The 25,447-nt window shown below is 64.3% G+C and carries 4 protein-coding genes; all 4 read left to right on the top strand.

Annotation, left to right across the window (positions count from 1 at the left end; genetic code table 11):
• Positions 1-119: 119 nt before the first annotated feature.
• From ABIE16_RS27475 to ABIE16_RS27460, 4 genes are read left to right on the top strand one after another with little or no spacing between them, the layout of a single operon-like run.
• Positions 120-9,356 (top strand): amino acid adenylation domain-containing protein, encoded by a 9,237-nt coding sequence (locus tag ABIE16_RS27475; protein ID WP_429522335.1) that lies wholly within the window; start codon positions 120-122, stop codon positions 9,354-9,356.
• Positions 9,357-9,408: 52 nt separating this feature from the next.
• Positions 9,409-10,467 carry a TauD/TfdA family dioxygenase gene (locus ABIE16_RS27470; RefSeq protein WP_340316062.1) on the top strand — a complete coding sequence of 353 codons (1,059 nt, stop codon included), beginning with the start codon at positions 9,409-9,411 and terminating at the stop codon, positions 10,465-10,467.
• A gap of 11 nt (positions 10,468-10,478) precedes the next feature.
• Entirely contained in the window at positions 10,479-13,577 is a 3,099-nt protein-coding gene (locus ABIE16_RS27465; RefSeq protein ID WP_429522334.1) for a non-ribosomal peptide synthetase, read from the top strand.
• Complete coding sequence (locus tag ABIE16_RS27460) at positions 13,574-25,378, top strand: amino acid adenylation domain-containing protein (protein WP_429522333.1); 11,805 nt, start codon at positions 13,574-13,576, stop codon at positions 25,376-25,378. The genes ABIE16_RS27465 and ABIE16_RS27460 overlap by 4 nt, the downstream gene beginning before the upstream one ends.
• The last annotated feature ends 69 nt before the right edge of the window (positions 25,379-25,447 follow it).

Genomic DNA, 25,447 nt, shown 5'->3' with positions numbered 1-25,447 from the left:
ATTTCGCGTTTCACTCCCTCCTGATACTTGTTCCCATCCGCTAATTTTTCCCGCCTGCATTCGTTTTATAGGGACGACGCGCCCTTGCGCCTGCTGCCTACTGATGCGGATGCCGATAGATGAATGCTGAAGACTCCTTGAAACTCGCTCGCCGGTTTATCGGGTTGCCCCTGGAAAAGCGTCAAATGTTCCTTGCGGCCTTGCACAAGGAGGGCGTGGATTTCGCCCGTTTTCCGATTCCGGCCAGCATCGAGGCTGAGGATCGCCAGGCGCTGTCGTACGCCCAGCAACGCATGTGGTTCCTCTGGCAACTGGATCCCCGCAGCGGTGCCTACAATCTGCCGGGCGCGGTGCGGCTGATCGGGTGCCTGAACCTGTCGGCGCTGGAACAGGCGTTCGCCAGCCTGGTGGCGCGGCATGAAACCCTGCGCACGGTGTTCGCTCGTCAGGCCGATGACAGCCTGTTGCAAGTCCCGGCCACCGCGCCGCTGGTCATCGAGCAGGTGGATTTCAGCGCACTGCCCGCCGAGGAGCGCGAGCGTGCCGTGGCTGAAACCGCCGAACAGCAATCGGTACTGCCGTTCGATCTGTCGACCGGTCCGCTGCTGCGGGTCACCTTGCTCAAGCTCGCAGGGCTTGAGCACGTGCTGTTACTGACCCTGCACCACATCGTCTCCGACGGCTGGTCGATGAACGTGCTGATCGACGAATTCATCCGCTGCTACGACGCCTTCGATGCCGGCACGCAACCGCAGCTGACGCCGCTGCCTATCCAGTACAGCGACTACGCCCTGTGGCAGCGCCGCTGGCTGGAGGCGGGTGAGCAGGCGCGACAACTGGCATACTGGCAGGTGCAATTGGGCGATGAACATCCTGTGCTGGAACTGCCGCTGGATCATTCGCGCCCGGCGATGCCGAGCTATCGCGGTACCCGCTACGAATTCGCGGTCCAGGCGCAACTGGCCGAGCAACTGCGCAGCACCGCACAGAAGCACAACATCACCCTGTTCATGCTGTTGCTCGGCGCTTTCAACACTTTACTGCATCGCTACACCGGGCAAACCGACATCCGCGTCGGCGTGCCCATCGCCAACCGCAACCGCGCGGAAATCGAAGGCCTGATCGGCTTCTTCGTCAACACCCAGGTGCTGCGTACCCAACTGGACGGCCAGACCCGGGTCGACGACCTGCTGTGCGCCATCAAGGAAACCGCCCTTGGCGCCCAGGCCCATCAGGACCTGCCGTTCGAACGCCTGGTCGAAGCGCTGAAACTGGAGCGCAGCCTCAGCCACACGCCGCTGTTCCAGGTGATGTACAACCACCAGCCGCATGTGGCCGACATGGCCTCGGTCAGCACTGCGTCCGGCCTGGAGCTGGGCAGCATCGACTGGCAAAGCCGCACCACCCAGTTCGACCTGACCCTCGACACCTGGGAAAAGGGCGGCAAGCTGCACGCCGCGCTGACCTACGCCAGCGACCTGTTCGAGGCCGATACCATCGCGCGCATGGCCCGGCACTGGACGCGCCTGTTGCAGGCGATAGTCGACGACTCGACGCAAAAAATCGGCGAGTTGCCGATGCTGACGGCGGATGAGCAGCAAGTGTTGGTACGGGACTGGAACCGCACCGCCGAGATCTATCCGGTCGAGCAGTGCATGCACCAGTTGATCCAGGCCCAGGCCCGACGCACCCCCGGCGCGCCGGCACTGGTGTTTGGCGATCGTCAGCTCAGCTACGTGCAACTCGACGCCCGCAGCAATCAACTGGCGCACTGCTTGCGCGAGCAGGGTGTCGGCCCGGATGTGCTGGTGGGGATCTGTGTCGAGCGTTCACTGGAAATGGTCATCGGCCTGCTGGCGATTCACAAGGCCGGTGGTGCCTACGTACCGCTGGACCCGGAATACCCGGCTGAGCGCCTGGCCTACATGATCGAAGACAGTGCGATTGGCCTGCTGCTCACCCAAAGCACTTTGCTCGGCACACTGCCCACCGAAGGCGTCAAGGTCATCGCCCTGGATCAGGAGCAAGACTGGCTCGACGGCTACAGCGAGTCCTGCCCGCCAGTTGAAGTGCATCCACTGAACCTGGCCTATGTGATCTACACCTCCGGTTCCACCGGCAAGCCCAAAGGCGCCGGCAACAGTCACGCGGCGCTGGTCAACCGCTTGTGCTGGATGCAGCAGGCTTACGGGCTGGATGGCAGCGACTCGGTGTTGCAGAAGACCCCGTTCAGTTTCGACGTATCGGTGTGGGAATTCTTCTGGCCGCTGATGACCGGCGCGCGCCTGGTGGTGGCACCGCCGGGGGCGCATCGTGAACCGGCGCGGTTGATCCGCCTGATCGGTGAGTACGGCATCAGTACGCTGCACTTTGTGCCTTCGATGCTCCAGGCGTTCATCCACGAGCAGGGTGTCGAGGCGTGCGCCGGCCTCAAGCGCATCGTCTGCAGCGGTGAAGCCTTGCCGCTGGATGCCCAATTGCAGGTGTTCAAAAAGCTGCCGGGTGCCGGGTTGTACAACCTTTACGGCCCGACCGAGGCGGCCATCGACGTCACCCACTGGACCTGCATCGACGAAGGCGCCGACAGCGTGCCCATCGGCCAGCCCATCGCCAACCTGCGCACCCATGTGCTGGATGCACAATTGTTGCCGGTTCCGGCCGGCGTGGCGGGGGAGTTGTACCTCGGTGGCGCCGGGCTGGCGCGCAGTTATCACCGGCGTCCGGCGCTCAGCGCCGAGCGTTTTGTGCCGTGCCCCTTCCATGACGGTGCGCGCTTGTACCGCACCGGCGACCGCGTGCGGCAGCGCGCCGATGGGGTGATCGAATACCTCGGGCGCCTCGACCATCAAGTCAAATTGCGCGGCCTGCGCATCGAACTGGGGGAAATCGAAACCCGGCTGATGCAGCATGCGTTGGTGCGTGAGGCCGTGGTGCTGGTGCAGGGCGGCAAGCATCTGGTGGCGTATCTGGTGCTGGAAAACGCCGACACCGATGCGCAGTGGCCGCAAACCCTCAAGGCCTGGCTGCTCGACAGCCTGCCGGAATACATGGTGCCCACCTACCTGATGCCGCTGGACGCCTTGCCGGTGACCGCCAACGGTAAGCTCGACCGCAAGGCTTTGCCGCCGCCCGATGCCACGCCGCAACAGGCATTCGTTGCGCCACAAGATGCGATGCAGATCGCGCTGGCGCAGATCTGGCAGGACGTATTGGGCGCGGAACCCGTGGGCCTCGAAGACAATTTCTTCGAGCTTGGCGGCGACTCGATCATTTCCATCCAGGTGGTCAGCCGTGCCCGCCAGGCGGGCATTCGCCTCAGCCCGCGCGACCTGTTCCAGTACCAGACCGTGCGTAGCCTGGCGCTGGTCGCGGCGTTCGACAGCCGCAGCACTGTCGATCAAGGCCCGGTCAGTGGTGAGGTGATCCTGACCCCGGCACAGCATTACTTCTTCGAACAGGCCATCGCCCAGCGTCAGCACTGGAACCAGTCGCTGCTGCTGACGCCCCGGGACGTGTTGAATCCTGAGGTGTTGGAGCAGGCCTTGGTTACCGTCGTCAACCACCACGACGCCTTGCGCCTGCGCTTCATCGACGGTGCCGAAGGCTGGCAGCAGCGCCACGCAGCGCCAGTCGAGTCAGCTGGATTGTGGCAACGTCGGGCGTCTTCGACCGAAGCCTTGACCGCCCTGTGCGATGAAGCGCAACGCAGCCTCGATCTCGCAAGCGGGCCGCTGCTGCGTGCCTTGCTGATCAGCCTCGACGATGGCAGTCAGCGCCTGTTGCTGGTGGTTCATCATTTGGCCGTGGACGGGGTGTCATGGCGGGTATTGCTCGCAGATTTGCAACAGGCTTACCGGCAAGTGGCACTGCCCGAGAAAACCAGCCCCTATCAAGCCTGGGCCGCGCATCTGCAACAGCATGCCGGCGCCTTGCCTGGGCAAATGCCGTACTGGCAGGCGCAACTGGCGGACACCCGGGACCTGCCGTGCGACAACCCCAAGGGCAGCTTGCAGCAGCGCCACGGGCACAAGATCGAATCGAAACTGGATGAGGAACTGACCCGCCAGTTGCTGCAACAGGCCCCGGCGGCCTATCGCACCCAAGTCAATGATCTGTTGCTCACGGCGTTGGCGCGGGTCATCTGCCGCTGGAGCGGGCAGGGCTCGACGCTGATCCAGTTGGAAGGCCACGGCCGCGAAGACCTGTCCGACGACCTCGACCTGAGCCGCACCGTCGGCTGGTTCACCAGCCTGTTTCCGCTGCGCCTGCAACCCGAGGCCGGGGTGGCAAATTCGATCAAGTCGATCAAGGAGCAACTGCGCGCCATTCCCGGCAAAGGCCTGGGCTATGGACTGCTGCGCTACCTGGGCGAACCGGCGCAGCGCCAGGCCCTGCAAGACTTGCCGGCGCCACGGATCACCTTCAACTACCTGGGGCAGTTCGACCGTCAGTTCGACGACGCCGCGCTGTTCGTCCCAGCCCCGGAAAGCGGCGGCCAGGCTCAGGGCGACGATGCACCGCTGGCCAACTGGCTGACCGTGGAGGGCCAGGTCTATGGCGGGCAGCTCTCGCTGCAATGGGGCTTCAGCCGTGACATGTTTGCCGAGTCCACGGTGCAGCGACTGGCCGATGCTTACACCGAAGAACTCAAGACGCTGATCGAACATTGCTGTGCGACAGCGCCAGGCCAGGTTACGCCGTCGGACTTCCCACTGGCGCGCATCACCCAGGCACAACTCGATGCCTTGCCTGTTGCGGCGCCGGCCATCGAGGACGTTTACCCGCTGACGCCGATGCAACAGGGCATGCTGTTCCACACCCTGTACGAACCCCAGGCCGAGGCCTACATCAATCAATTGCGCCTGGACATCCAGGGGCTGGAGCTGGCGGCATTCGGCCGGGCCTGGCAGGCGGCGATCAACCGACACGACATCCTGCGCAGCAGCTTCCACTGGCTGGGGCTTGAGTGCGCGCATCAGGTGATTCATCGCCAGATCGACCTGCAACTGCAAGTGATCGAAGCAGCCGACATCGATCTCGATGCACTGGCCGCCGAGGAGCGCAGCCGTGGCTTCGAACTCAGCGCCGCGCCATTGTTCCGCCTGCTGCTGGTGCGCCGGGGCAGTGAAGGCTGGCACCTGATCCATACCAGCCATCACATCCTCATGGACGGCTGGAGCAACGCGCAGTTGCTCGGCGAAGTGATCCAGCACTATGCCGGCCAGACGTTGGCCAGGCCGTTGGGGCAATACCGCGACTATCTGGGCTGGATTCAACAGCAGCCGCTGCTGGCCGCCGAGCAGTTCTGGAAACAAGCGTTGGCGCCGCTGGAAACGCCGACGCTGCTGGCGCAAGCCTTGCCGACGCCTGCCCATGGGTACGGCATGGGTGAACATCAATTGACCCTTGAAAGCGCCGCGCTACAGCGCCTGAGCGATTTTGCCCGCCAGCAGAAAATCACCCTCAACACCTTGTTGCAAGGCGCTTGGGGCCTGCTGTTGCAACGCTACACGGGCCAGTCCTGTGTGGCGTTTGGCGCAACGATTGCCGGACGCTCCGCGCCGCTGCCGGGCATAGAGCAGCAGTTGGGGCTGTTCATCAACACCTTGCCGATCATCGCCGCGCCGCAAGCGGGGCAGTCGGTGGCCCAGTGGCTCAACGACCTGCAAGCCCTGAACCTGAGCCTGCGCGAGTTCGAACACGTGCCGCTGTACGACATTCAGGGCTGGGCCGGGCAACAGGGGGCGCTGTTCGACAGCCTGCTGGTGTTCGAGAACTTCCCGGTGGCCGAAGCCCTCAAGCAAGGGGCGCCGGCGGGCCTGACCTTCGGTGCGCTGCACAATCACGAAATCACCAGTTACCCGCTGACCCTGGGCATCGAAGTCGGCGCCAGCCTGCGCCTGGATTTCAGTTTCGACCGAACCCGGTTCAGTGCCGCGCAGATCAGCCAGTTGGGCGCCAGCCTGTTGCAGGTGCTGGAGCAGTTCGTCGCACAGCCACAACAGGCATTGGGCGCGGTCAGCTTGCTGGATGCACAGGCGCAAGCAATGGTGCTGGCGTGTTCCCGTCCGCCGGCGCCGCCAATCGATAGCCCGTTGTTGGCTCATCAGCGGTTTGAGCAACAAGCGGCACGCACCCCCGATGCGCTGGCGGTGATGGTCGGTGACGAGCGCCTGACCTACGCCCAGCTCAATGCGCAAGCCAACCAGCTCGCCCATCGCCTGCGTGCCCAGGGCGTGGCGCCGGGGCAGCGGGTGGGCCTGGCGGTGCGACGCAATGGGCAGATGATCGTCAGCCTGATGGCGATCCTCAAGTCCGGCGCCGGTTATGTGCCGCTGGACCCGGATTACCCGGCCGAGCGCCTGGCCTACATGATCGAAGACAGCGGCATGGACCTGCTGCTGGCGCAACCGGGCCTGCTGGCCGATGTAGCGCTGCCGCAAGGTTTGCCGCGCCTGGCGCTGGAGCCGGGTGCAGACACCGGGTATTCCACCGACAACCTGATCAACCTCGCCAGCGCCGAAGACCTGGCCTATCTGATCTACACCTCCGGCTCCACCGGACGCCCGAAAGGTGTGTGCCTGGCCCATGCGGCACTGCGCGAGTTTTGCGTGATCGCGGCGCACTATTCACAACTCACCCCGCAAGACCGCGTGCTGCAATTCGCAACGTTCAGCTTCGACGGCTTTGTCGAGCAGTGCTACCCGCCATTGTGCGTGGGCGCGGCGCTGGTGATGCGCGGCGAGGAACTGTGGGACACCGACACCCTCTATCGCCAGATCATCGAGCATGGCGTGACCCTGGCGGATTTGCCGGCGGCGTACTGGTTCCTGCTGTCTCAGGAGTGGGCCGCGCACCCGCAGCGGGACAAGGGGCGTTTGCGTCAGGTCCACGTCGGTGGCGAAGCCATGTCGCTGGAAGGTTTGAAGCTGTGGCACGCCGCCGGCCTGGGCGATGTGCGCCTGCTCAACACCTACGGGCCAACCGAAGCCACGGTGGTGTCCAGCACCCACGAATGCACACTGGCCGATACCCGCAATCACATTGGCGTGCCCATCGGCAAAGCCCTGCCGGGGCGTGCGCTGTATGTGCTGGACAGCGAAGGCCACCTGCTGCCGACCGGTTGCGTCGGCGAATTGTGCATCGGCGGCGACGCCGGCCTTGCCCAGCGTTATCACCAGCGACCGGGCTTGAGCGCCGAGCGCTTCATCGCCGACCCGTTTTCCAGCACGCAGGGCGCGCGGCTGTACCGCAGCGGCGACCTGGCGCGCTATCGCGAGGACGGTGCGCTGGAGTACCTGGGACGCATCGATCATCAAGTGAAAATCCGTGGTTTCCGGGTTGAGTTGGGTGAGTTGGAAGCGCATCTGCAAGGCTTGCCGATGATCAGCGAAGCCGCAGTGCTGGTGCATGAAGGCGTTGGTGGCAAGCAATTGATCGGCTACGTAGTGCCGGCCAGTGATGAATGGCTGAACTCGGATCCACGTCAACTCACCGACACCGTACGCCGCGCCCTGGGCGAGCGCCTGCCGGAGTACATGCTGCCGGCGCAACTGGTGTTGTTGGCCGCGTTGCCGCTCAACCGCAACGGCAAACTCGACCGCGCCGCGTTGCCGGCCCCGCAGGTCTGGGAGGCCGACGTCGGCAGCGCCCCGCAAGGCGCACTGGAAATCGAACTGGCGCAGATCTGGCGGCAGGTGTTGCAGGTCAATCGCGTCGATCGGGAAAACAGCTTCTTCGAACTGGGCGGGCACTCGTTGCTGGCGACGCAAATCGTCTCGCAGATCCGCCAGCGCCTGGGCCTGTCGGTGAGTTTGCGCAGCCTGTTCGAACACCCGCGCCTCGAGGATTTCGCCGCCCGGGTGCAGGCGCTGCAACACAGTTGTGAGCGCCCGGCGCTGGTGGCGGATACCTCTGGCGAACGTCAGCCGTTGTCCTTTGCCCAGCAGCGCTTGTGGTTCCTGTGGAACCTCGAACCGGACAGTTCGATGTACAACATGCCGGGTGCCTTGCGCCTGCGCGGCGAACTGAACCTCGACGCCCTGCGCCGAACCTTCGAAACCCTGGTGCAACGTCATGCCGTGTTGCGCACCACCTTTTACGAAGAAGACGGCCACACCTGGCAGCGGGTGCACGGACAATTGCCGTTGAGCTTCGAGGCCAGCGACCTGCGGCATCGACCGGCGCCGGACGTCGAAGCGCAGCAACTGGCCCGCGAGGAGGTCGCCCGACCATTCGACCTGCGCCACGGTCCGTTGCTGCGGGTGCGGGTGCTGCGGGTCGCGGATGACGAACATGTGCTGTTGCTGACGGTGCACCACATCGTCGCCGATGACTGGTCGTTCCGCGTCCTGATCAATGAATTCGTCACGCTCTATCCAACCCTCAACCGTGGCCAGACTCCGCAACTGCCGGCGCACAGTGTGCAGTACGCCGACTTCGCCAAATGGCAGCGCCAGTGGCTGGAGCAGGGCGGCGAGTTGCAGCGCCAACTCGACTACTGGCAGCAGCGCCTTGCCGAGCCACAAGCGGTGCTCGAGTTGCCCGCCGATGGCGACCGGCGCACGGCGCAAGAGGGTGCCAGTGCTCATTTCACCTTCAGCGCCGAACTCAGCCAGCAGTTGCGCGACTTTGCCCAACAGCGCGATCTGTCGCTGTTCATGCTGTTGCTGGCCGGTTTCACCCTCGTCCTGCGCCAGCGTACCGAGGTCAGTCGGGTGCGTATCGGCACCGATATCGCCAACCGAAATCAAGCCGAGCTTGAAGAAATGGTCGGCTTCTTCGTTAACCAATTAGTACTGCAAGTGGAGGTCGATGCCGAGCAGTCGGCGGCGCAGTTGCTGGAGGCCTGTCGCCGGGCGGTGCTGGAGGCTTCGGATCATCAAGACCTGCCGTTCGAGCGTCTGGTGGAAGCCTTGCGCTTGCCGCGCCGGGCCGGCCGTTCGCCGCTGTTCGACATCAAGCTGATCTACCAGGAAGGCGTCGGTCGCTTGTCGTCGATGGAGGGCCTGGAGGTCGAGGACTTCCCATCCGGGCGTCAGGCTGCCGAGATCGGCATGGTCGCCGCGTTCTACAACGATGCCGAGCACATTCACCTGAGTTTCGAAACCCCGGTGGGCCAGTACCTGCCGAGCACGCTGGAGTGTTTGTTCGAACAGATCCGGGCGGTACTCCAGGCGCTGATACGCGCTGACGGAGTGCAGGTCGGTGAGTTGCTGGACCTTGCCGCCGATGTGCAACGCCGTGCCGATGCGCGCTTGAGCGAACAACGCAAGGCCTTGCTCGGCGGCGCCATGGCGATCAAGCGCCGCTCGGCGAACCGTGGCGCACCGGCAACGCAATCCGCGGCGGACTGATTCAGTCGGCGGCGCCTTTGAGCGCCGCCGTCAACATTTTCTGGAGGGGTTTATGACCGTTTCAACGACCAAGTCCATTCCCAAGATGGGGCGTGGTGCCCGCAAGAGCCTGTCCACCGATCCGACGCGGCTGGTGAGTTTTGCGCCGATGTTCGAAGGCCTCAGCATGCCGCTGGTGTGCCGTCCGGCCGTGTCCGGCGTGAGCCTGGTGGAATGGGCGACCCAGAATCGCGCGCTGATCGAAAGCAAGCTGCTGGAACACGCGGTGATCCTGTTCCGTGGCTTCCAGGTGGCTGATATCGGCGAGTTCAACCGCTGCGTCGACGGGATTTCCGGCGGTGCCCTGGAGTACCTGTTCCGCGCCTCGCCACGGACCCAGATCAGCGGCCAGTTCAAGATCTACAGCTCCACCGATTACCCGGCGCCGGAGAAAATCTTCCCGCACAACGAACACTCGTATTCACCGGTGTTCCCGCGTCACCTGTATTTCTACTGCGACACGCCGTCGACCACCGGTGGTGAAACACCCTTTGGCGATACCCGCCGGATCCTCGCGCGGATCGACCCGGCGGTGCGCGAAGAGTTTGCCCGCAAACGCATCATGTACGTGCGCAACTACGGCGACGGCATGGGCCTGCCATGGCAGACCGTGTTCCAGAGCGAGGATCGCAGCGAAGTCGAGGCCTACTGCGCCAAAATCGGCATCCAGGCCGAATGGAAGCCGGGCAACCGCCTGCGCACCCGGCAGAACGGCCCGGCCATCGTGCGCCATCCACTGACCGGCGAGCGCATCTGGTTCAACCACGGCACCTTCTTCAACGCACTGACCCTGCCGGACAGCATCCGCGACAACCTGCTGCGTGAATTCGGCCCGCAAGATTTGCCGCAAAACACCTTCTTCGGCGACGGCTCGCCGATTCCCGAGGACGTGATTCGTCACCTGCAAGGCATCTACCGCGAGGTGATGGTCGAGTTCGCCTGGGAGAAGGGCGACGTGGTCCTGCTCGACAACATCCTCAGCGTGCATGCGCGCAACGAATTCACCGGCTACAGAAAAATCCTCACGGCCATGGCCATCGCGCAGAAAAGCGCCGACCTGGAACAGGAATAAGGACACCCGACATGAACACCACCGCCCTCGAACCTTCGGTAGACGTATTCCAGACTTCGGCCCAGCAGGCCTTTTATTTGCGGGCCCAGGAGCTGGGCGCACGACCGCTGTTCGCGGCGCTGACGTTGCCGGTCGCCCGGCCAGTGGGCGCCCAGGTATTGCGCAGGGCACTGGAAACACTCAGTCAGCGCCATGAAATCCTGCGCACGCTGTACCGGCGTCTGCCGGGCATGAAGTGGCCGGTGCAGAGCCTGTGCGATGGGTTGCCGCTCACCCTTCTGGGTAACCAACCTTCAGTGGCCGAGGCCTTGAGCCGCAGCCGTGAAGTCATGGTTGAAGATTCGAATCAGGCGCTGGTGGTGGCGCAGGTTGAAGACGAGGCAGGGCAGCAGTTCATCACCCTGCTGACCCCAGCCAGCAGCGTCGATGAAGCCTCGTTGCGTGTGCTGTCGGCCGAGCTCGCCAGCCTGTTGCGCGGTGAAACCCTGGCCGACGACGAGGACGCGCTGCAATACCTGGACTACAGCGCATGGCAGGAAGAACTGCGCGAAGAGGACATCGGCCACCAGGGCGCGGCGTTCTGGCGCAACCTGCAATCGCAGTTCGTCGTGGCTCATCGTGTGCCGTTCGAAAAAGCCGTCGAAGTCACTCTGGTTCGTCGTCAGGCAACGTTGATTGACGCCCCATGGCTTGCTGGCGTGCAACGGGTCGCTGCCGAAACGGGCGCCGAGGCAGAGCAATTGGCGCTTTTGCTGTGGACCGCATTCGTTGCACGCATCGGCCACCAGGAAAAGCTGCTGATGGGCTGGCAGGTGGAGGGGCGCAACGAGCAAACCATCGCCACCCTCGGACGTTTCGCCCGGCGTTTGCCGGTGGCCTTCGATCACCGCAGCCAGCAGACACTGGCACAAGCGCTGGTGGCGTTTGCCGCCAGCGTCGAACAGTCGCTGTCGTGGCTCGATTGCCTCAATGAATTCGAACTGAGCGCCGAAGGTACCGCGCCGCTGCGTTACGGCTTCGTCTATCAGGCCGCCATTGAAAGCGCTATCGAGGTGGACGACGGCAACCCCGAAGTCCTTCGCCTGCGAGTGCAGGGCGATCAGTTGCAGTTGTCGTGTCTTGACGGTGCGCTGCCCGAATCGATGCTGGTTGAATGGCTGGAGCAGTTTGTCGAGTTCAGTCACCAATTGCTGGGTTCGCCCGAAATGACCCTGGCTCAGGCGACTCAGGTCAATGACGCACAACTGACCCGATTGGTCGAAGGCTTCAACCCGAACGCCACCGAGCAGACATTGCCGTTCCGCTTCCTGCAAGAGCTGTTCAGCGAACAGGCGCACCTGCATCCGCAACGCATCGCCCTGAGCGTCAACGGTCAGCGCCTGAGCTATGCCGAACTGGATGCGCGCTCCAATCAGGTGGCCAATGCCTTGCGCGGCCAAGGCGTGACCCCGGATGAAATTGTTGCGGTCTACGGCCAGCGCTCCCTGGAAATGGTCATCGCCCTGTTGGGCACGCTCAAGGCTGGCGCTGCGTACTTGCCGCTGGACCCGAACTACCCGATTGAGCGTCTGGCGTTCATGCTCGCCGATACCGGCGCGCGCCATGTGCTGGCCTGTCAAACGCTGCCGGATGCATTGCCTGGTGAGCGGACAATTTCCCTGATGCCGGGGGCCGAAGTCTGGTCCGCCGCGCAAACCCGGCCTGAGCCACAAGGCGACAGCGCCAATCTGGCCTACGTCATCTACACCTCCGGTTCCACCGGAAAACCCAAGGGCGTGATGATCAGCCATGCCAACGCCGTGGCCTCGACCCTGGCGCGCAATGCCTTTTATCGCCAGCCGCTGCGCGGGTTCCTGATGCTCTCGTCGTTCTCCTTCGATAGCTCGGTGGCCGGGGTTTTCTGGGTGTTGGGGCAGGGCGCGACCCTGTGCCTGCCGGACGAAGACAGCTACAAGGATCCGGCGCAACTGGCGGCGCTGATCCAGCGCGAAGAGATTTCCCACTACCTGACCTTACCGTCGTACCACGCACAGATTCTCGAACACCTCGACCGCCAGGCGCTGGCCTGTGTGATCGTCGCCGGCGAAGCCTGCAGCAACGCACTGGTACAGCGACATCGCGAGGCATTGCCGGGAGTGGCTCTGGTCAACGAATACGGCCCGACCGAGGGCACCGTGTGGTGTTCGGCCTGGGAGTTGCCCCTCAGCGACGATGACGACAGCATTCCCATCGGCCAGCCGATTGCCGGCATGCGCATCCATGTGCTCGGTCCGGACCTGCAACCGGTGGCCGTGGGCGTCGAAGGCGAGTTGTATGTCGGCGGGGCCGGCATTGCCCGAGGTTATCTGCAACGGGCACCGCTGACGGCCGAGCGTTTTGTCCCCGACCTGTTCGCGAAGGCGGCGGGCCAGCGCCTGTACCGCACCGGCGACCTGGCGCGCTATCGCGCCGATGGCGTGCTGGAGTATCTGGGTCGGGTCGATCACCAGGTGAAAATCCGTGGCTTCCGCATTGAGCTGGGCGAAATCGAGTCGGTCATGCGTAACGCGCCGGGCATCGAGGACGCCGCCGTGATTGCCCGGGAAACCCCGACCGGCCCGCAACTGCTTGGCTTCGTGGTGTCCCCGGCCGACACCGCCGACATCCGCCTCAACGAATTGCGCAGCCACTTGGCCGAGGCACTGCCCGAGCACCTGCAACCGGTGCGCTTGCAGGTGCTGGAGCGCTTCCCGTTGATGCCCAACGGCAAACTCAATCGCCAGGCCTTGCTCGATCTCGATGTGCGCCACAGCGTCTTCGTCGCGCCACGCAACGACCTGGAAAAAACCCTGGCGACGATCTGGGCCGAAGCGCTGCACGTCGAACGCGTCGGCGTGCATGACAACTTTTTCGAACTCGGCGGGCACTCGCTGCTGGCCACGCGCATTCGTGCGCGGATTCAGGAAGAACTGAACCTGGCGATCCCGCTCAAGCTGTTTTTCGACGGTGACACCCTGGAACGCCTGGCGGCGCAGATCGAGCAGTTCCGTCAGCACAGTGAACATAAAGAAAACGATGTAGACGCCCTTGAAGCGTTGTTCGACGAAGTGGATGAGGAACACGCGCGATGAGTGCTGCACCGGACAGAATGATGACCCTGGCCCAGCGTTTCTGCGGCTTGAGCGCGGACGCCCGGCGCGCGTTGCAACAGAAGATGCATGCCCAGGGGCTGACCCTGGAACTGCTGCCGATCCCGCCACGGGACCGCGCCGTCGACACGCTGCCGGCGTCCTACGCGCAGCAGCGCTTGTGGTTCCTCTGGCAGATGCAGCCCCAGGCCACTGCCTACAACCTGACCGGTGCCTTCCGCCTGAGCGGCGAACTCAACCCTGAGGCGCTGGCGCAGACCCTGAGCGCGCTGGTGCAGCGTCACGAAGTGCTGCGCACCACCTTCGTTTTCGACGACCGGCAAGTGCTGCAAAAGATTCACCCACGGATGGATGCGCCGCTGCTCGAAGTCAGCGCTGGCGACGAGGCCGAACTGCAACGGCAGATCGCCCTCAACGCCGAGCAGCCGTTCGACCTGCACAGCGGTCCGTTGATGCGCTGCCGCTTGATCCGCCTCGATGCGCAGCAACATGTGCTGGTGCTGACCTTCCACCACATTGTCACCGACGGCGGTTCGCTGCCGATCCTGTTGCAGGAGTTCACCCGGCTCTATGCACAACTGAGCGCCGGGCAGGCCGCGCAACTACCGGAGCCGGGCATTCAGTACGCCGACTTCGCCCGCTGGCAGCGGCTGTGGCTGGAGGCCGGCGAGGCCGATCGCCAGCTCGATTACTGGCGCGTGCAGTTGGGCCGCGAACACCCGCCACTGAACCTGCCGACCGATCGTCGTCGCCCGGCGATCCCGAGCCAGCAGGGGGCCAGCGTCGAGCTGGAAATCTCCACTGCGTTGACCGCCCAACTGCGTGATCTTGCCCGCCGCGAAGGCTGCACCCTGTTCATGGTGCTGATGGCAGCGTTGCAGACACTGTTGCATCGCTACAGCGGCGAGCAGGACATTCGTGTCGGCGTGCCGATTGCCAACCGCACCCGCCAGGACGTGGAAAACCTGCTGGGCTTTTTCGTCAACACCCAGGTGCTGCGCAGCCAGCCCCGGGCCGACCAGCCATTTGTGCAATTGCTGGCCGAGATCAAGGCCGCGGCACTCGGCGCACAAGCCCATCAGGATTTGCCCTTTGAGCAACTGGTCGATGGCCTGGGCGTGGAACGCAGCCTGAGCCACACGCCGCTGTTCCAGGTGATGTTCAACCACCAGCGCGACAATGGCGGCCCGCAACGTTGGGACCTGCCGGGGCTGAGCGTCGAACCGCTGATCTGGGATGAGAAAACCACCAAGTTCGACCTGATGCTCGACACCGTCGAGGGCGACGAGGGCATCCACGCGTCGTTCGTCTACGCCACTGAGCTGTTCGACGCCTCGACCATCGAGCGTCTCGGCCGGCACTGGCTGAACCTGTTGCAGGCGATTTGCACTGACAGCACGGTTGCCTTGGCGGACCTGTGCATGCTCGACGCCTCCGAGCAGCAGGCCACCTTGCGCGACTGGAATCGCACTGCCGGGTTGAACAGCGATCAGGCGAACCTGTTGTGCGCCCATCAACTGATCGAAGCCCAGGCCGCCGCGCACCCGAACAACATCGCTGTGACCTGCGACGGCGTCACCCTCACTTACGCCGAACTGAACCGACGCGCCAACCGCATCGCCCATCGCCTGCGCGAGCGCGGCGTCGGCCCGGACGTGTTGGTGGGCATCGCCCTGGAGCGTTCGCTGGAGATGGTCGTCAGCCTGGTGGCGATCCTCAAGGCCGGTGGCGCCTACGTGCCGCTGGACCCGCAATACCCGCAGGACCGCCTGGCCTACATGCTCGCCGACAGCGGCACGCGCCTGTTGCTGACCGATTCCGCGCTGTTGCCGCAGCTGCCGTTGAACGAAGGCATTGAAGTGATCTGCCTCGATCACGCCAGCGCCTGGCTGCTTGAAGCCAGTGCCGACAACCTGCCGAACCTGACCGCTCCAGCGAACCTGGCCTACGTCATCTACACCTCCGGTTCCACTGGCAAACCCAAAGGCACGCTGCTGCCCCACAGCAACCTGACGCGGCTGTTCAGCGCCACCGAGCACTGGTTCGGTTTCAATGCGCAGGATGTGTGGAGCCTGTTCCACTCCTATGCCTTCGACTTTTCGGTGTGGGAAATCTTTGGCGCGTTGTTCTACGGCGGCAAGCTGGTGGTGGTGCCCCACGCGGTCAGCCGCTCCCCGGAAGACTTCGCCCGCTTGCTCAGTGATGAGGGAGTCACGGTACTCAACCAGACCCCTTCGGCCTTTCGCCAGTTGATGCCGTTCGCCTGCGCCAATGCGCCAGACATGTCCCTGCGGTATGTGGTGTTCGGTGGCGAGGCGCTGGACGTGGCCAGCCTGCGTCCGTGGTATGAGGCCTTCGACGACCGGCAGCCGTTGCTGATCAACATGTACGGCATCACCGAAACCACGGTGCACGTGACTTACCGCCCGCTGTCCCGCGCCGACCTCGATGGTGCCAATAGCTCGCCGCTGGGGGAGCCGATCGGCGATCTGCGTTGGTACGTGCTCGACCCGCGCCTGAACCCGGTGGCCAAGGGCTGCGTCGGTGAGCTGTATGTCGGCGGTGCCGGCCTTGCCCGCGGTTATCACCAGCGGCCCGATCTGACCGCCACACGGTTTGTGCCGGACCTGTTCGCCGCCGAGTCGGGCGCGCGCCTGTATCGCACCGGCGATCTGGCGCGTTATTGCGCCGATGGCAGCATCGAGTACGCCGGGCGTATCGACCATCAGGTGAAGATTCGTGGTTTCCGCATCGAACTGGGGGAAATCCAGGATCGTCTGCAAAGCCATCCGGCCATCGAGCAGGCGCTGGTTCTGGCACCGCAGGTCAATGGCAGCCCGCAATTGGTCGCGTGGTTCACCGCGAGCGGCGGCGACAGCGATTTGCGCCACTCCCTGCGTGAACATTTGCAGGCCGGTTTACCGGACTACATGGTGCCGGCGCATCTGATCAAACTCGACCAATGGCCGCTGACCGGCAACGGCAAACTGGATCGCGCTGCATTGCCCAAGCCCGACGCAACGCTGGCGCAGCAGGCCTACACGGCGCCGATGGATGAGCTGCAAACCGAGTTGGCGGCGATCTGGCAAGACGTGCTCAAGCTCGAGCGCGTGGGCATCGACGACAACTTCTTCGAACTGGGCGGCGACTCGATCATCTCGATCCAGGTGGTCAGCCGCGCGCGACAGGCCGGGATTCGCATCACCCCGCGGGACCTGTTCCAGCACCAGACCGTGCAGAGCCTGGCGAAGGTCGCGGTACGCAGCGCCGGGTTGCTCATCGACCAGGGGCCGGTGCGTGGCGAGGTGCTGCTGACGCCGATCCAGCACTGGTTCTTCGAGCAAGACATCGAGGCCCGTCACCACTGGAACCAGTCGCTGCTGCTGGAACTGCGCGAGCCGCTGGACAGCGACAGCCTGCAACAGGCCTTGGCCGCGCTGGTAGAACATCACGACGCGTTGCGTCTGCGGTTGCGTCAGGTCGACGGCGTCTGGCAACAGGCCCAGGCCGAGCAGTGGAACAGTGCCGAGGTGCTGTGGCAGCGCCAGGCCGCCAATGCCGATGAACTGCTTGAACTGTGCAACGCCGCGCAAGCCAGCCTGAATCTGCAGGACGGCCCGCTGTTGCGTGCCTTGCTGGTGGACATGGGCGCGGCGGGCCAGCGCCTGCTGCTGGTGGTGCATCACCTGGCGGTGGACGGCGTGTCCTGGCGATTGCTGCTGGAAGATTTGCAAACCGCGTATCAACAAGCGCAGCAAGCTCAACCCCTGCGTCTGCCATCGAAAACCAGCGCCTATCAGGCCTGGGCTGCTCGCCTGCAAACTCATGCGCAAAGTGCTGCATTGGCCAGCCAAACCAGTTACTGGCAAGACCAGTACCGCGACGTACAGGTGCAACTGCCCGCCGACAACCCCCAAGGCAGCCTGGCCAGCCAGCATGCCGTGAGCGTGGAAACGTTGCTCGACAGCACATTGACCCGCCAACTGCTGCAGGACGCCCCGGCGGCTTACCGCACCCAGGTCAACGACCTGTTGCTGACCGCGCTGGCGCGGGTACTGGGCAACTGGACCGGTCAAACTTCGACGCTGGTGAAACTGGAAGGCCATGGCCGCGAAGACCTGTTCGACGACATCGACCTGACCCGCACCCTGGGCTGGTTCACCTCGATCTTCCCGGTGAAACTCACCCCGGCCACTGATCTGGCCGGCAGCATCAAAGCAGTCAAGGAACAGCTGCGCGCCGTGCCCGACAAAGGTATCGGCTTCGGCATCCTGCGCTATCTGGCCGACGCCGGCCTTGAGGATCTGCCGTCGCCGCAGGTCACCTTCAACTACATGGGCCAGTTCGATGCCAGCTTCGACGAGCAGGCGCCATGGCGCCCGGCCCGGGAAAACGGTGGTGCCGAGCAGGGCGCATCGGCCGAACTGGACCGGGGCCTGAGCATCAACGGTCAGGTGTATGCCGGGCAACTGCGCCTGAGCTGGACCTTCAGCGGTGACGTGTTCAACCCGCAGACCGTGCAGCGTCTGGCCGATGCCTACGCCCTGGAGCTGCAACAGCTGATCGAACATTGCCTGAGCGGTGCCGGCGGGTTGACCCCGAGCGACGTGCCACTGGTGCGCGTCGATCAGGCGCAGCTGGATGCCTTGCCGCTGGCGGCCAGCCAGATCGAAGACATCCTGCCGCTGTCGCCGATGCAGCAGGGCATGCTTTTTCACAGCCTGTTCGCCCCGGATGCCGGGGCCTACATCCCGCAGATGCGCGTGGATGTGCAGGGGCTCGACGTCGAGGCGTTCCGCGCTGCCTGGCAGCAGACGCTGCAGCGCCATGAAGTGCTGCGCGCGGCGTTCTTTAGCGAGAGCAATGGTTCGCGGCCGCTGCAAGTGATCCTGGCCGACGCCACGCTGCCGCTGACCGTGCTCGACTGGCGCGATCAACCCAAGGTTACCGAAGCGCTGGATCGCCTGGCCGAGGACGACCGTCTGCGCGGTTTCGACCTGACATTGGCACCGTTGCTGCGCCTGACCCTGGTGCAGACCGCCGATGACCGCCATCACCTGATCTTCACCAACCACCACATCCTGCTGGACGGCTGGAGCACTTCGCAGTTGTTCGGCGAAGTGCTGCAGCGGTATTGCGGAATCATGCCGGCGCCGAGTGTTGGCGGTTATCGCGATTACATGACTTGGCTGGGCACCCGCGATCGCGCCGCGTGCGAAGCGTTCTGGCTGGAGCAATTGCAGTCGTTCACCGAACCGACGCGACTGGCCGGCGCCTTGCCGGGGCCGGTTGCCGGGCAGGGCGATGCTCATCGCACCCTGCACCTGAGCCTGGACCGCGCGGCCACCGAGCGCCTGAGCGGGTTCGCCCGTCAGACCCGAGTCACGCCCAACACGGTGCTGCAAGCGGCGTGGCTGTTGCTGTTGCAGCGCTACACCGGGCAGCAAACAGTGGCGTTCGGCGCCACGGTGTCGGGGCGTCCAAGCGAATTGCAAGGCATCGAGCAGCAGATCGGTCTGTTCATCAACACCTTGCCGGTGATCGCCACACCGCACCCGGAGCGCACGGTCAGCCAATGGATCGATGAAGTCCAGGCGCTCAACCTCAAGTTGCGCGAAGTCGAATACACACCTCTGGCGGATGTGCAGCGTTGGGCCGGTCACTCTGGCGAGGCGCTGTTCGACACGCTGCTGGTGTTCGAAAACTACCCGGTGGCCCAGGCGCTGGAGGAGGGCAATGCCAGCGCGCTGAAGTTCTCCGGCATCAGCAACCACGACCAGACCAGCTTCCCCCTGGCCATCGCCGCCGAGCTGGGTGAATGCCTGGATTTGCGTTTCAACTACGACACGGCGCTGTTCAGCGCAGAGGCTATCGAAGGTCTGAGCACACGTCTGCTGGCATTGCTCGATGCCATGGTCAGTGCGCCGCAACTGCCATTGGGGCGCTTGAACCTGCTCGATGCCGCACAAACGGCGCAGCAGATCGAGGGTTTCAACCGCACCGCGCAGGCCTGGCCGGATGTGCGTCCGGTTTACCAGTGCTTCGAAGCCCAGGTGCTGCAAATCCCGGAGGCCCCGGCCCTGGTGTTTGCCGGCCAGACCCTCAGCTATCGCGAACTCAATCAACAGGCCAACCGGCTGGCGCACTACCTGCGCAGCCAGGGCGTCGGCGCCGAAGTGCTGGTAGGCATTGCCGCCGAGCGTTCGCTGGAACTGGTGATCGGCCTGCTGGCGATCATGAAGGCCGGTGGCGCCTACGTGCCGCTGGACCCGGACTACCCGCGTGAACGCCTGGAGCACATGTTCGACGACAGCGGCGTACACCTGCTGCTGACCCAGCGTCATTTGCTTGAGCAGTTGCCGATTCCGCCCGCCACCACGGCGATTTGTCTCGATGACATGGCCGGTTTGCTGGACGGCCTGAGCAACGAAAACCTGCCCTGTGTGGTCGAGCTGCAATCGCTGGCCTACATGATCTACACCTCCGGCTCCACCGGCAAACCCAAGGGCGCGGCCAACCACCATGAGGCCTTGTACAACCGCTTGGCGTGGATGCAGGGCGCGTACCCACTGGATGGGCGCGACACCGTATTGCAGAAAACCCCGTTCAGTTTCGACGTGTCGGTCTGGGAGTTTTTCTGGCCATTGATGACCGGCGCACGCCTGGCCGTGGCCGAGCCGGGTGCCCATCGCGATCCGGCGCAACTGGTCAGCCTGATCGAGCAGTACCAGGTCAGCACCCTGCATTTCGTGCCGTCGATGCTGCAGGCGTTCGTTCAGGGCGAAGGCTTCGAGCGTTGCGCCAGCCTGCGGCAGGTCATGTGCAGCGGCGAAGCCCTGTCGGCGGACTTGCAGCACAGCCTGTTCCGCGTGCTGCCCAACGTTGGCCTGTACAACCTGTACGGCCCGACCGAAGCGGCCATCGACGTGACCCACTGGACTTGTGTCGACGACGGCGGCTTCAGCGTGCCGATCGGTCAGCCGATTGCCAACCTGGTGACCTACATCCTCGACGACAGCCTGCAACCTCAAGTGCAAGGTTGTGTGGGTGAGCTGTATCTGGGCGGCATCGGCCTGGCCCGTGGTTATCACAACCGTCCGGAGCTGACCGCCGAACGCTTTGTCGCCAGCCCGTTCGGTGAACAGGGCGAGCGCTTGTACCGCACCGGCGACCTGGCGCGTTATCGCGCGGACGGCGTGATCGAATACGTCGGGCGCATCGACCATCAAGTGAAGATCCGCGGCTTGCGCATCGAGCTGGGGGAAATCGAAGCCTGCCTGCTGGAGCATTCGTCGGTGCGCGAAGCGGTGGTGATCGCCCTTGATGTCGGTAAATCCAAACAGTTGGTGGCTTACGTCGTAGGTGATGCCGCCATCGAACCACTCAAACAACATCTGCGTAAGGCGCTGCCCGAACACATGCAGCCGAGCCACGTGCTGCTGCTAGATCAGTTGCCGGTCACGCCCAACGGCAAGCTCGACCGCCGCGCGCTGCCACAGCCGGACCAGCAAGTGCGCGAGTACGTGGCGCCGCGCAATGCCGTGGAATCGACCTTGCAAGCGGTGTGGCAAGAATTGTTCGAAGTGCCGCAGGTGGGCATGCACGACAACTTCTTCGAACTGGGCGGCGACTCCATCGTCTCGATCCAGGTCGTCAGCCGGGCGCGCAAGGCCGGTTTGAGCATTTCACCCAAGGACGTGTTCAGCCATCCGACCCTGGCCGGGCTGGCGACGGTGGTCCAACCGGTCGTGGCGGATGAAGCCGTGCCGGCGCTGGTTGCACCGGCAGCGAAAATCGAGCTGAGTGACGCGCAGTATCAGGCGCTGGAACTGACAGCGGACGAAGTCGAGGATGTTTATCCGCTGTCGCCGATGCAGCAGGGCATGCTGTTCCACTCGGTGCAGGACGGCGAGTCGGGGCTCTACGTCAACCAGATCGAAGTAGGCGTGCGCGGGGTAGACGGTACGCGTTTCCGCGAGGCCTGGGCCGATGCCGCCCGGCGTCACGCAATTCTGCGCACCGCATTCCTCTGGGAAGGCGACAAGGAGCCGCTGCAAGTGGTGCGGCGCGATGCGCCTTCGCTGCTGACCGAACTGGACTGGCGCGGGCTCGATGATCAGCCTGAGCGCGTCCGCCAACTGGCCCTCGAGGAGCGCGAACGCGGCTTCTCGTTGAACCGCGCACCGCTGTTGCGCCTGTTGCTGGTGCGCCTGGAAGACGACCGCTATCGCCTGATCTGGACCTACCACCACATCCTCATGGATGGCTGGAGCGTGTCGCGCCTGATCGGTGAAGTGCTGCGCCATTACAGCGGCGAGGAGCACGAGCCGGTGGCCGCCTATCGCGACTACATCGACTGGCTCGGCCAGCAAGTCGCCGAGGCCAGCGAAGCGTTCTGGAAAGACAAACTCAGTAACCTCGAAGGCGCCACGCACCTGGCCCGCGCACTGCCGGTCAAGGCGCCGCAAGCCGGTTATCACGCGATCTATACGCACCTGAGCGCCGGGCAGACCGCGGGTTTGCAGGCCTTTGCCCAGCAACAGCAAGTGACCCTCAACACCCTGGTGCAAGCCGCGTGGTTGCTGCTGTTGCAGCGCTACACCGGCCAGCGCACGGTGACCTTCGGCGCCACGGTGTCCGGGCGCCCGGAAACCCTCAACGGCTCGGAGAACATGCTCGGGCTGTTCATCAACACCTTGCCGGTGGTCAACACGGTGCCGACCGAAGCCAGCGTCGGCGACTGGCTGCGGGAGATCCAGGCCTTCAACCTCGACATCCGCGACTTCCAGCAAACCCCGCTCAGTGATATTCAGCGCTGGGCCGGGCAGGGCGGGCAGTCGTTGTTCGACAGCATCATCGTGTTCGAAAACCAGCCGGTGGACCGTACCCTTCGCGAGTGGAACGGCGATTCCCTGCGCTTCGAGGACGTTTCCGATTTCGGCCTGACCAGCTTCGCCATGGACCTGATGGTCAGCGTCGACGAGGGGCTGCGCATCGAGTACATGCACCAGCGCGATCAGTTCGATCTGGCCACCGTGGAAATCCTGCGCAGCCACATGGAAAGCCTGATGCAGCGCTTGTGCGACGACGCCGGGCGCGCCGTTGGTGAGCTGGGCCTGCTGACCCTGGACGAAGGCCGGGCGCTGGACGGCGAACTGCCGGTGGTGGCTGAGGGTGACGAGACGCCGGTGCACGAACTGATCCGTCAGCGTGCCCGACTGCAACCGGATCACACGGCGCTGGTGCTCAGTTATGCCGATCGCGACGCCGAGCAGTTGAGTTATGCCGAGCTGGACCGTCGCTCCGATGCCCTGGCAGTGCATCTGCTGGAGCAAGGCTTGCAGGCCGAAGACGTGATCGGCGTGTTCATGGAGCGCTCGCTGGAGCTGGTGGTGTCGCTGCTGGCGGTGATGAAGTGCGGTGCGGCCTACGTGCCGCTGGACCCGCAATACCCGCAGGAACGCCTGCGCTACATGATGGCCGACAGCGATATGCGCTTGCTGCTGACCCAGGAGCGTCTGTGCGATAGCGCGCGACTCAATCCGGGCACGGCGATGGTCGCAGTGGATCGCTTGAACCTCGACGTCGATGTGGCGGTGCCATCGAGTTCCGTGCACGCCGGGCAACTGGCCTACCTGATCTACACCTCGGGCTCCACCGGCAAGCCGAAAAGCGTCGCCGTCGCCCACGGGCCTTTGAGCATGCACGTGCAAGCCATCGCCGAGCTGTACGAGATGGACCCGGACAATCGCGAGCTGCATTTCATGTCGTTCGCCTTCGACGGCGCCCATGAACGCTGGATCACCGCGCTGATCAGCGGCTCGACCCTGGTGATCCGCGACAACAATCTGTGGACCGCCGAGCAGACCCTGGCGGTGCTGCACCGCCAGCGCATCAGCGTCGCCTGCTTCCCGCCGGCGTACCTGCTGCAACTGGCCGAGCACGCCGAATTGCAGGGCGGCAACCCGCCGTCGGTGCGCATCTATTGCTTCGGTGGCGATGCGGTGCCGGACGCCACCTTCGAGCGGGTCAAGCACACACTCAAGCCGCAGTTCCTGGTCAACGGATATGGGCCGACGGAAACCGTGGTCACGCCGCTGCTGTGGAAAATCGCCGCCGACGGCCACTGCCAGGCGATGTACGCGCCGATTGGCCGACGCGTCGGCACTCGCAGCCTGCATGTGCTGGACATGGACCTCAACCCGCTGCCGGTGGGCATGGTCGGCGAGCTGTACATCGGCGGACGGGGTGTCGCGCGTGGCTACCATCGTCACCCGTGGCAGAGCGCCGAGCGTTTCGTCGGCGATCCTTTCAGCACTGAAGGCGGGCGCCTGTACCGCACCGGCGACCTGGTGCGCCGTCGCGAGGATGGCGTGTTCGATTACGTCGGGCGTATCGACCACCAGGTCAAGGTGCGCGGCTTCCGCATCGAGCTGGGCGAAATCGAAGCCCGCTTGCGCGAGCAGGCCGGGGTCAACGATGCGCTGGTGGTGGTGCGTGACAACGGGCAGGGGCCGCAACTGGTGGGCTATGTGGTAGCGGCGCAAGACGATGGCCTCGGCCCGCGTTGCCAGGCGGCATTGCGCGAGAGCCTGCCTGACTACATGGTGCCGACCCAGGTCGTGGTGCTGCCGCGCTTCCCGTTGACCCCCAACGGCAAGCTCGATCGCAAGGCCTTGCCGGACCCGGCCTTCACCGGCCGTGACTACGTGGCGCCGCGCACGCCGCTGGAATGGGCGCTGGCGGATATCTGGCAACAGGTGCTGGGCATCGAGAAGGTTGGCATTACCGACAACTTCTTCGAGTTGGGCGGCGATTCACTGCGCACCCTCAAGGTGATCTCGAAAGTCCGTGCCCTGAATGAACCTGGCTTCCAGCTCAAGCTGCGGGACATGATGGCCAAGCCGACGATTGCCGGGTTGTCCGGTGTCGATGAACAGCCGCTGCGACAGAGTCCGCAACCGCTGTTGCTGCTAAACCAGGTGGTGAATGATCAGCCGCCGCTGTTCTGCCTGCACGCCGGTTTCGGCACGGTGTTCGACTACGAGCCATTGGCCCGACGCCTGGATGGCGAGCGCACGGTGTACGGCGTGCAATGCCGGATGCTGCTCGACCGGCAGTGGCGCGACACTTCGCTTGCGCAGATGGCCGCCGACTACGTCGAGGCGATTCGCGCCAGACAACCTCAGGGCCCGTACCACGTGCTGGGCTGGTCGCTGGGCGGGGCGTTGGCGTTGATGGTGAGTGACTTGTTCGAACAGCAGGGCCAGCGAGTGGCGTTTGTCGGCCTGGTGGACAGCTTTGTGCCGACCCAGGTCAATGCCGTCGCCAGCCCGGATGAGTGGCGCACGGATCTGGCCGAGTTCCTCGGTGCAACCTTGGGCATGGATGGCGAGGTGATTGCCCGGGTGTTGAGTACCGAGTCGACGGGGGACCACGAGGCAGTGGCGCGGATCATTCGTGCGGTGATCGACAGCGAAAGCGATCAGGCCAGCGGCTACGCGCTGCTCGGTGCCGATGAGTTGGCCCAGACGTTCATGGTCAGCGCGCGCTTGAAGGCGCTGTCGCGACAGGTCGAAACCCTGCCGATTACGCAAGCCGAGCTGCATTGCTGGTGGGCCGATGGCAACCCGACGGCCGAACGCGCGACCCTGGAGCGTCAGGGACCACGGCTGCGCAAGGTGCAAACGGTAACGGCCGGCCACTTCGATATCCTGCAGCAGGAGGAGTGCCTGGACGCCGTGGTGGCTGCGCTTGGCCGGGAGGTGGTGCCGCAGGTCTAAACCGTTCATTCGTGGTCAGGCCCACTTACCAGTGGCGAGGGGGCTTGCCCCCGTTCGGCTGCGAAGCAG

The sequence above is a fragment of the Pseudomonas sp. 2725 genome (assembly GCF_050434585.1).
In the GTDB taxonomy this organism is placed as follows: domain Bacteria; phylum Pseudomonadota; class Gammaproteobacteria; order Pseudomonadales; family Pseudomonadaceae; genus Aquipseudomonas; species Aquipseudomonas jessenii.
This window is presented reverse-complemented; position numbering and strand designations above follow the sequence as displayed.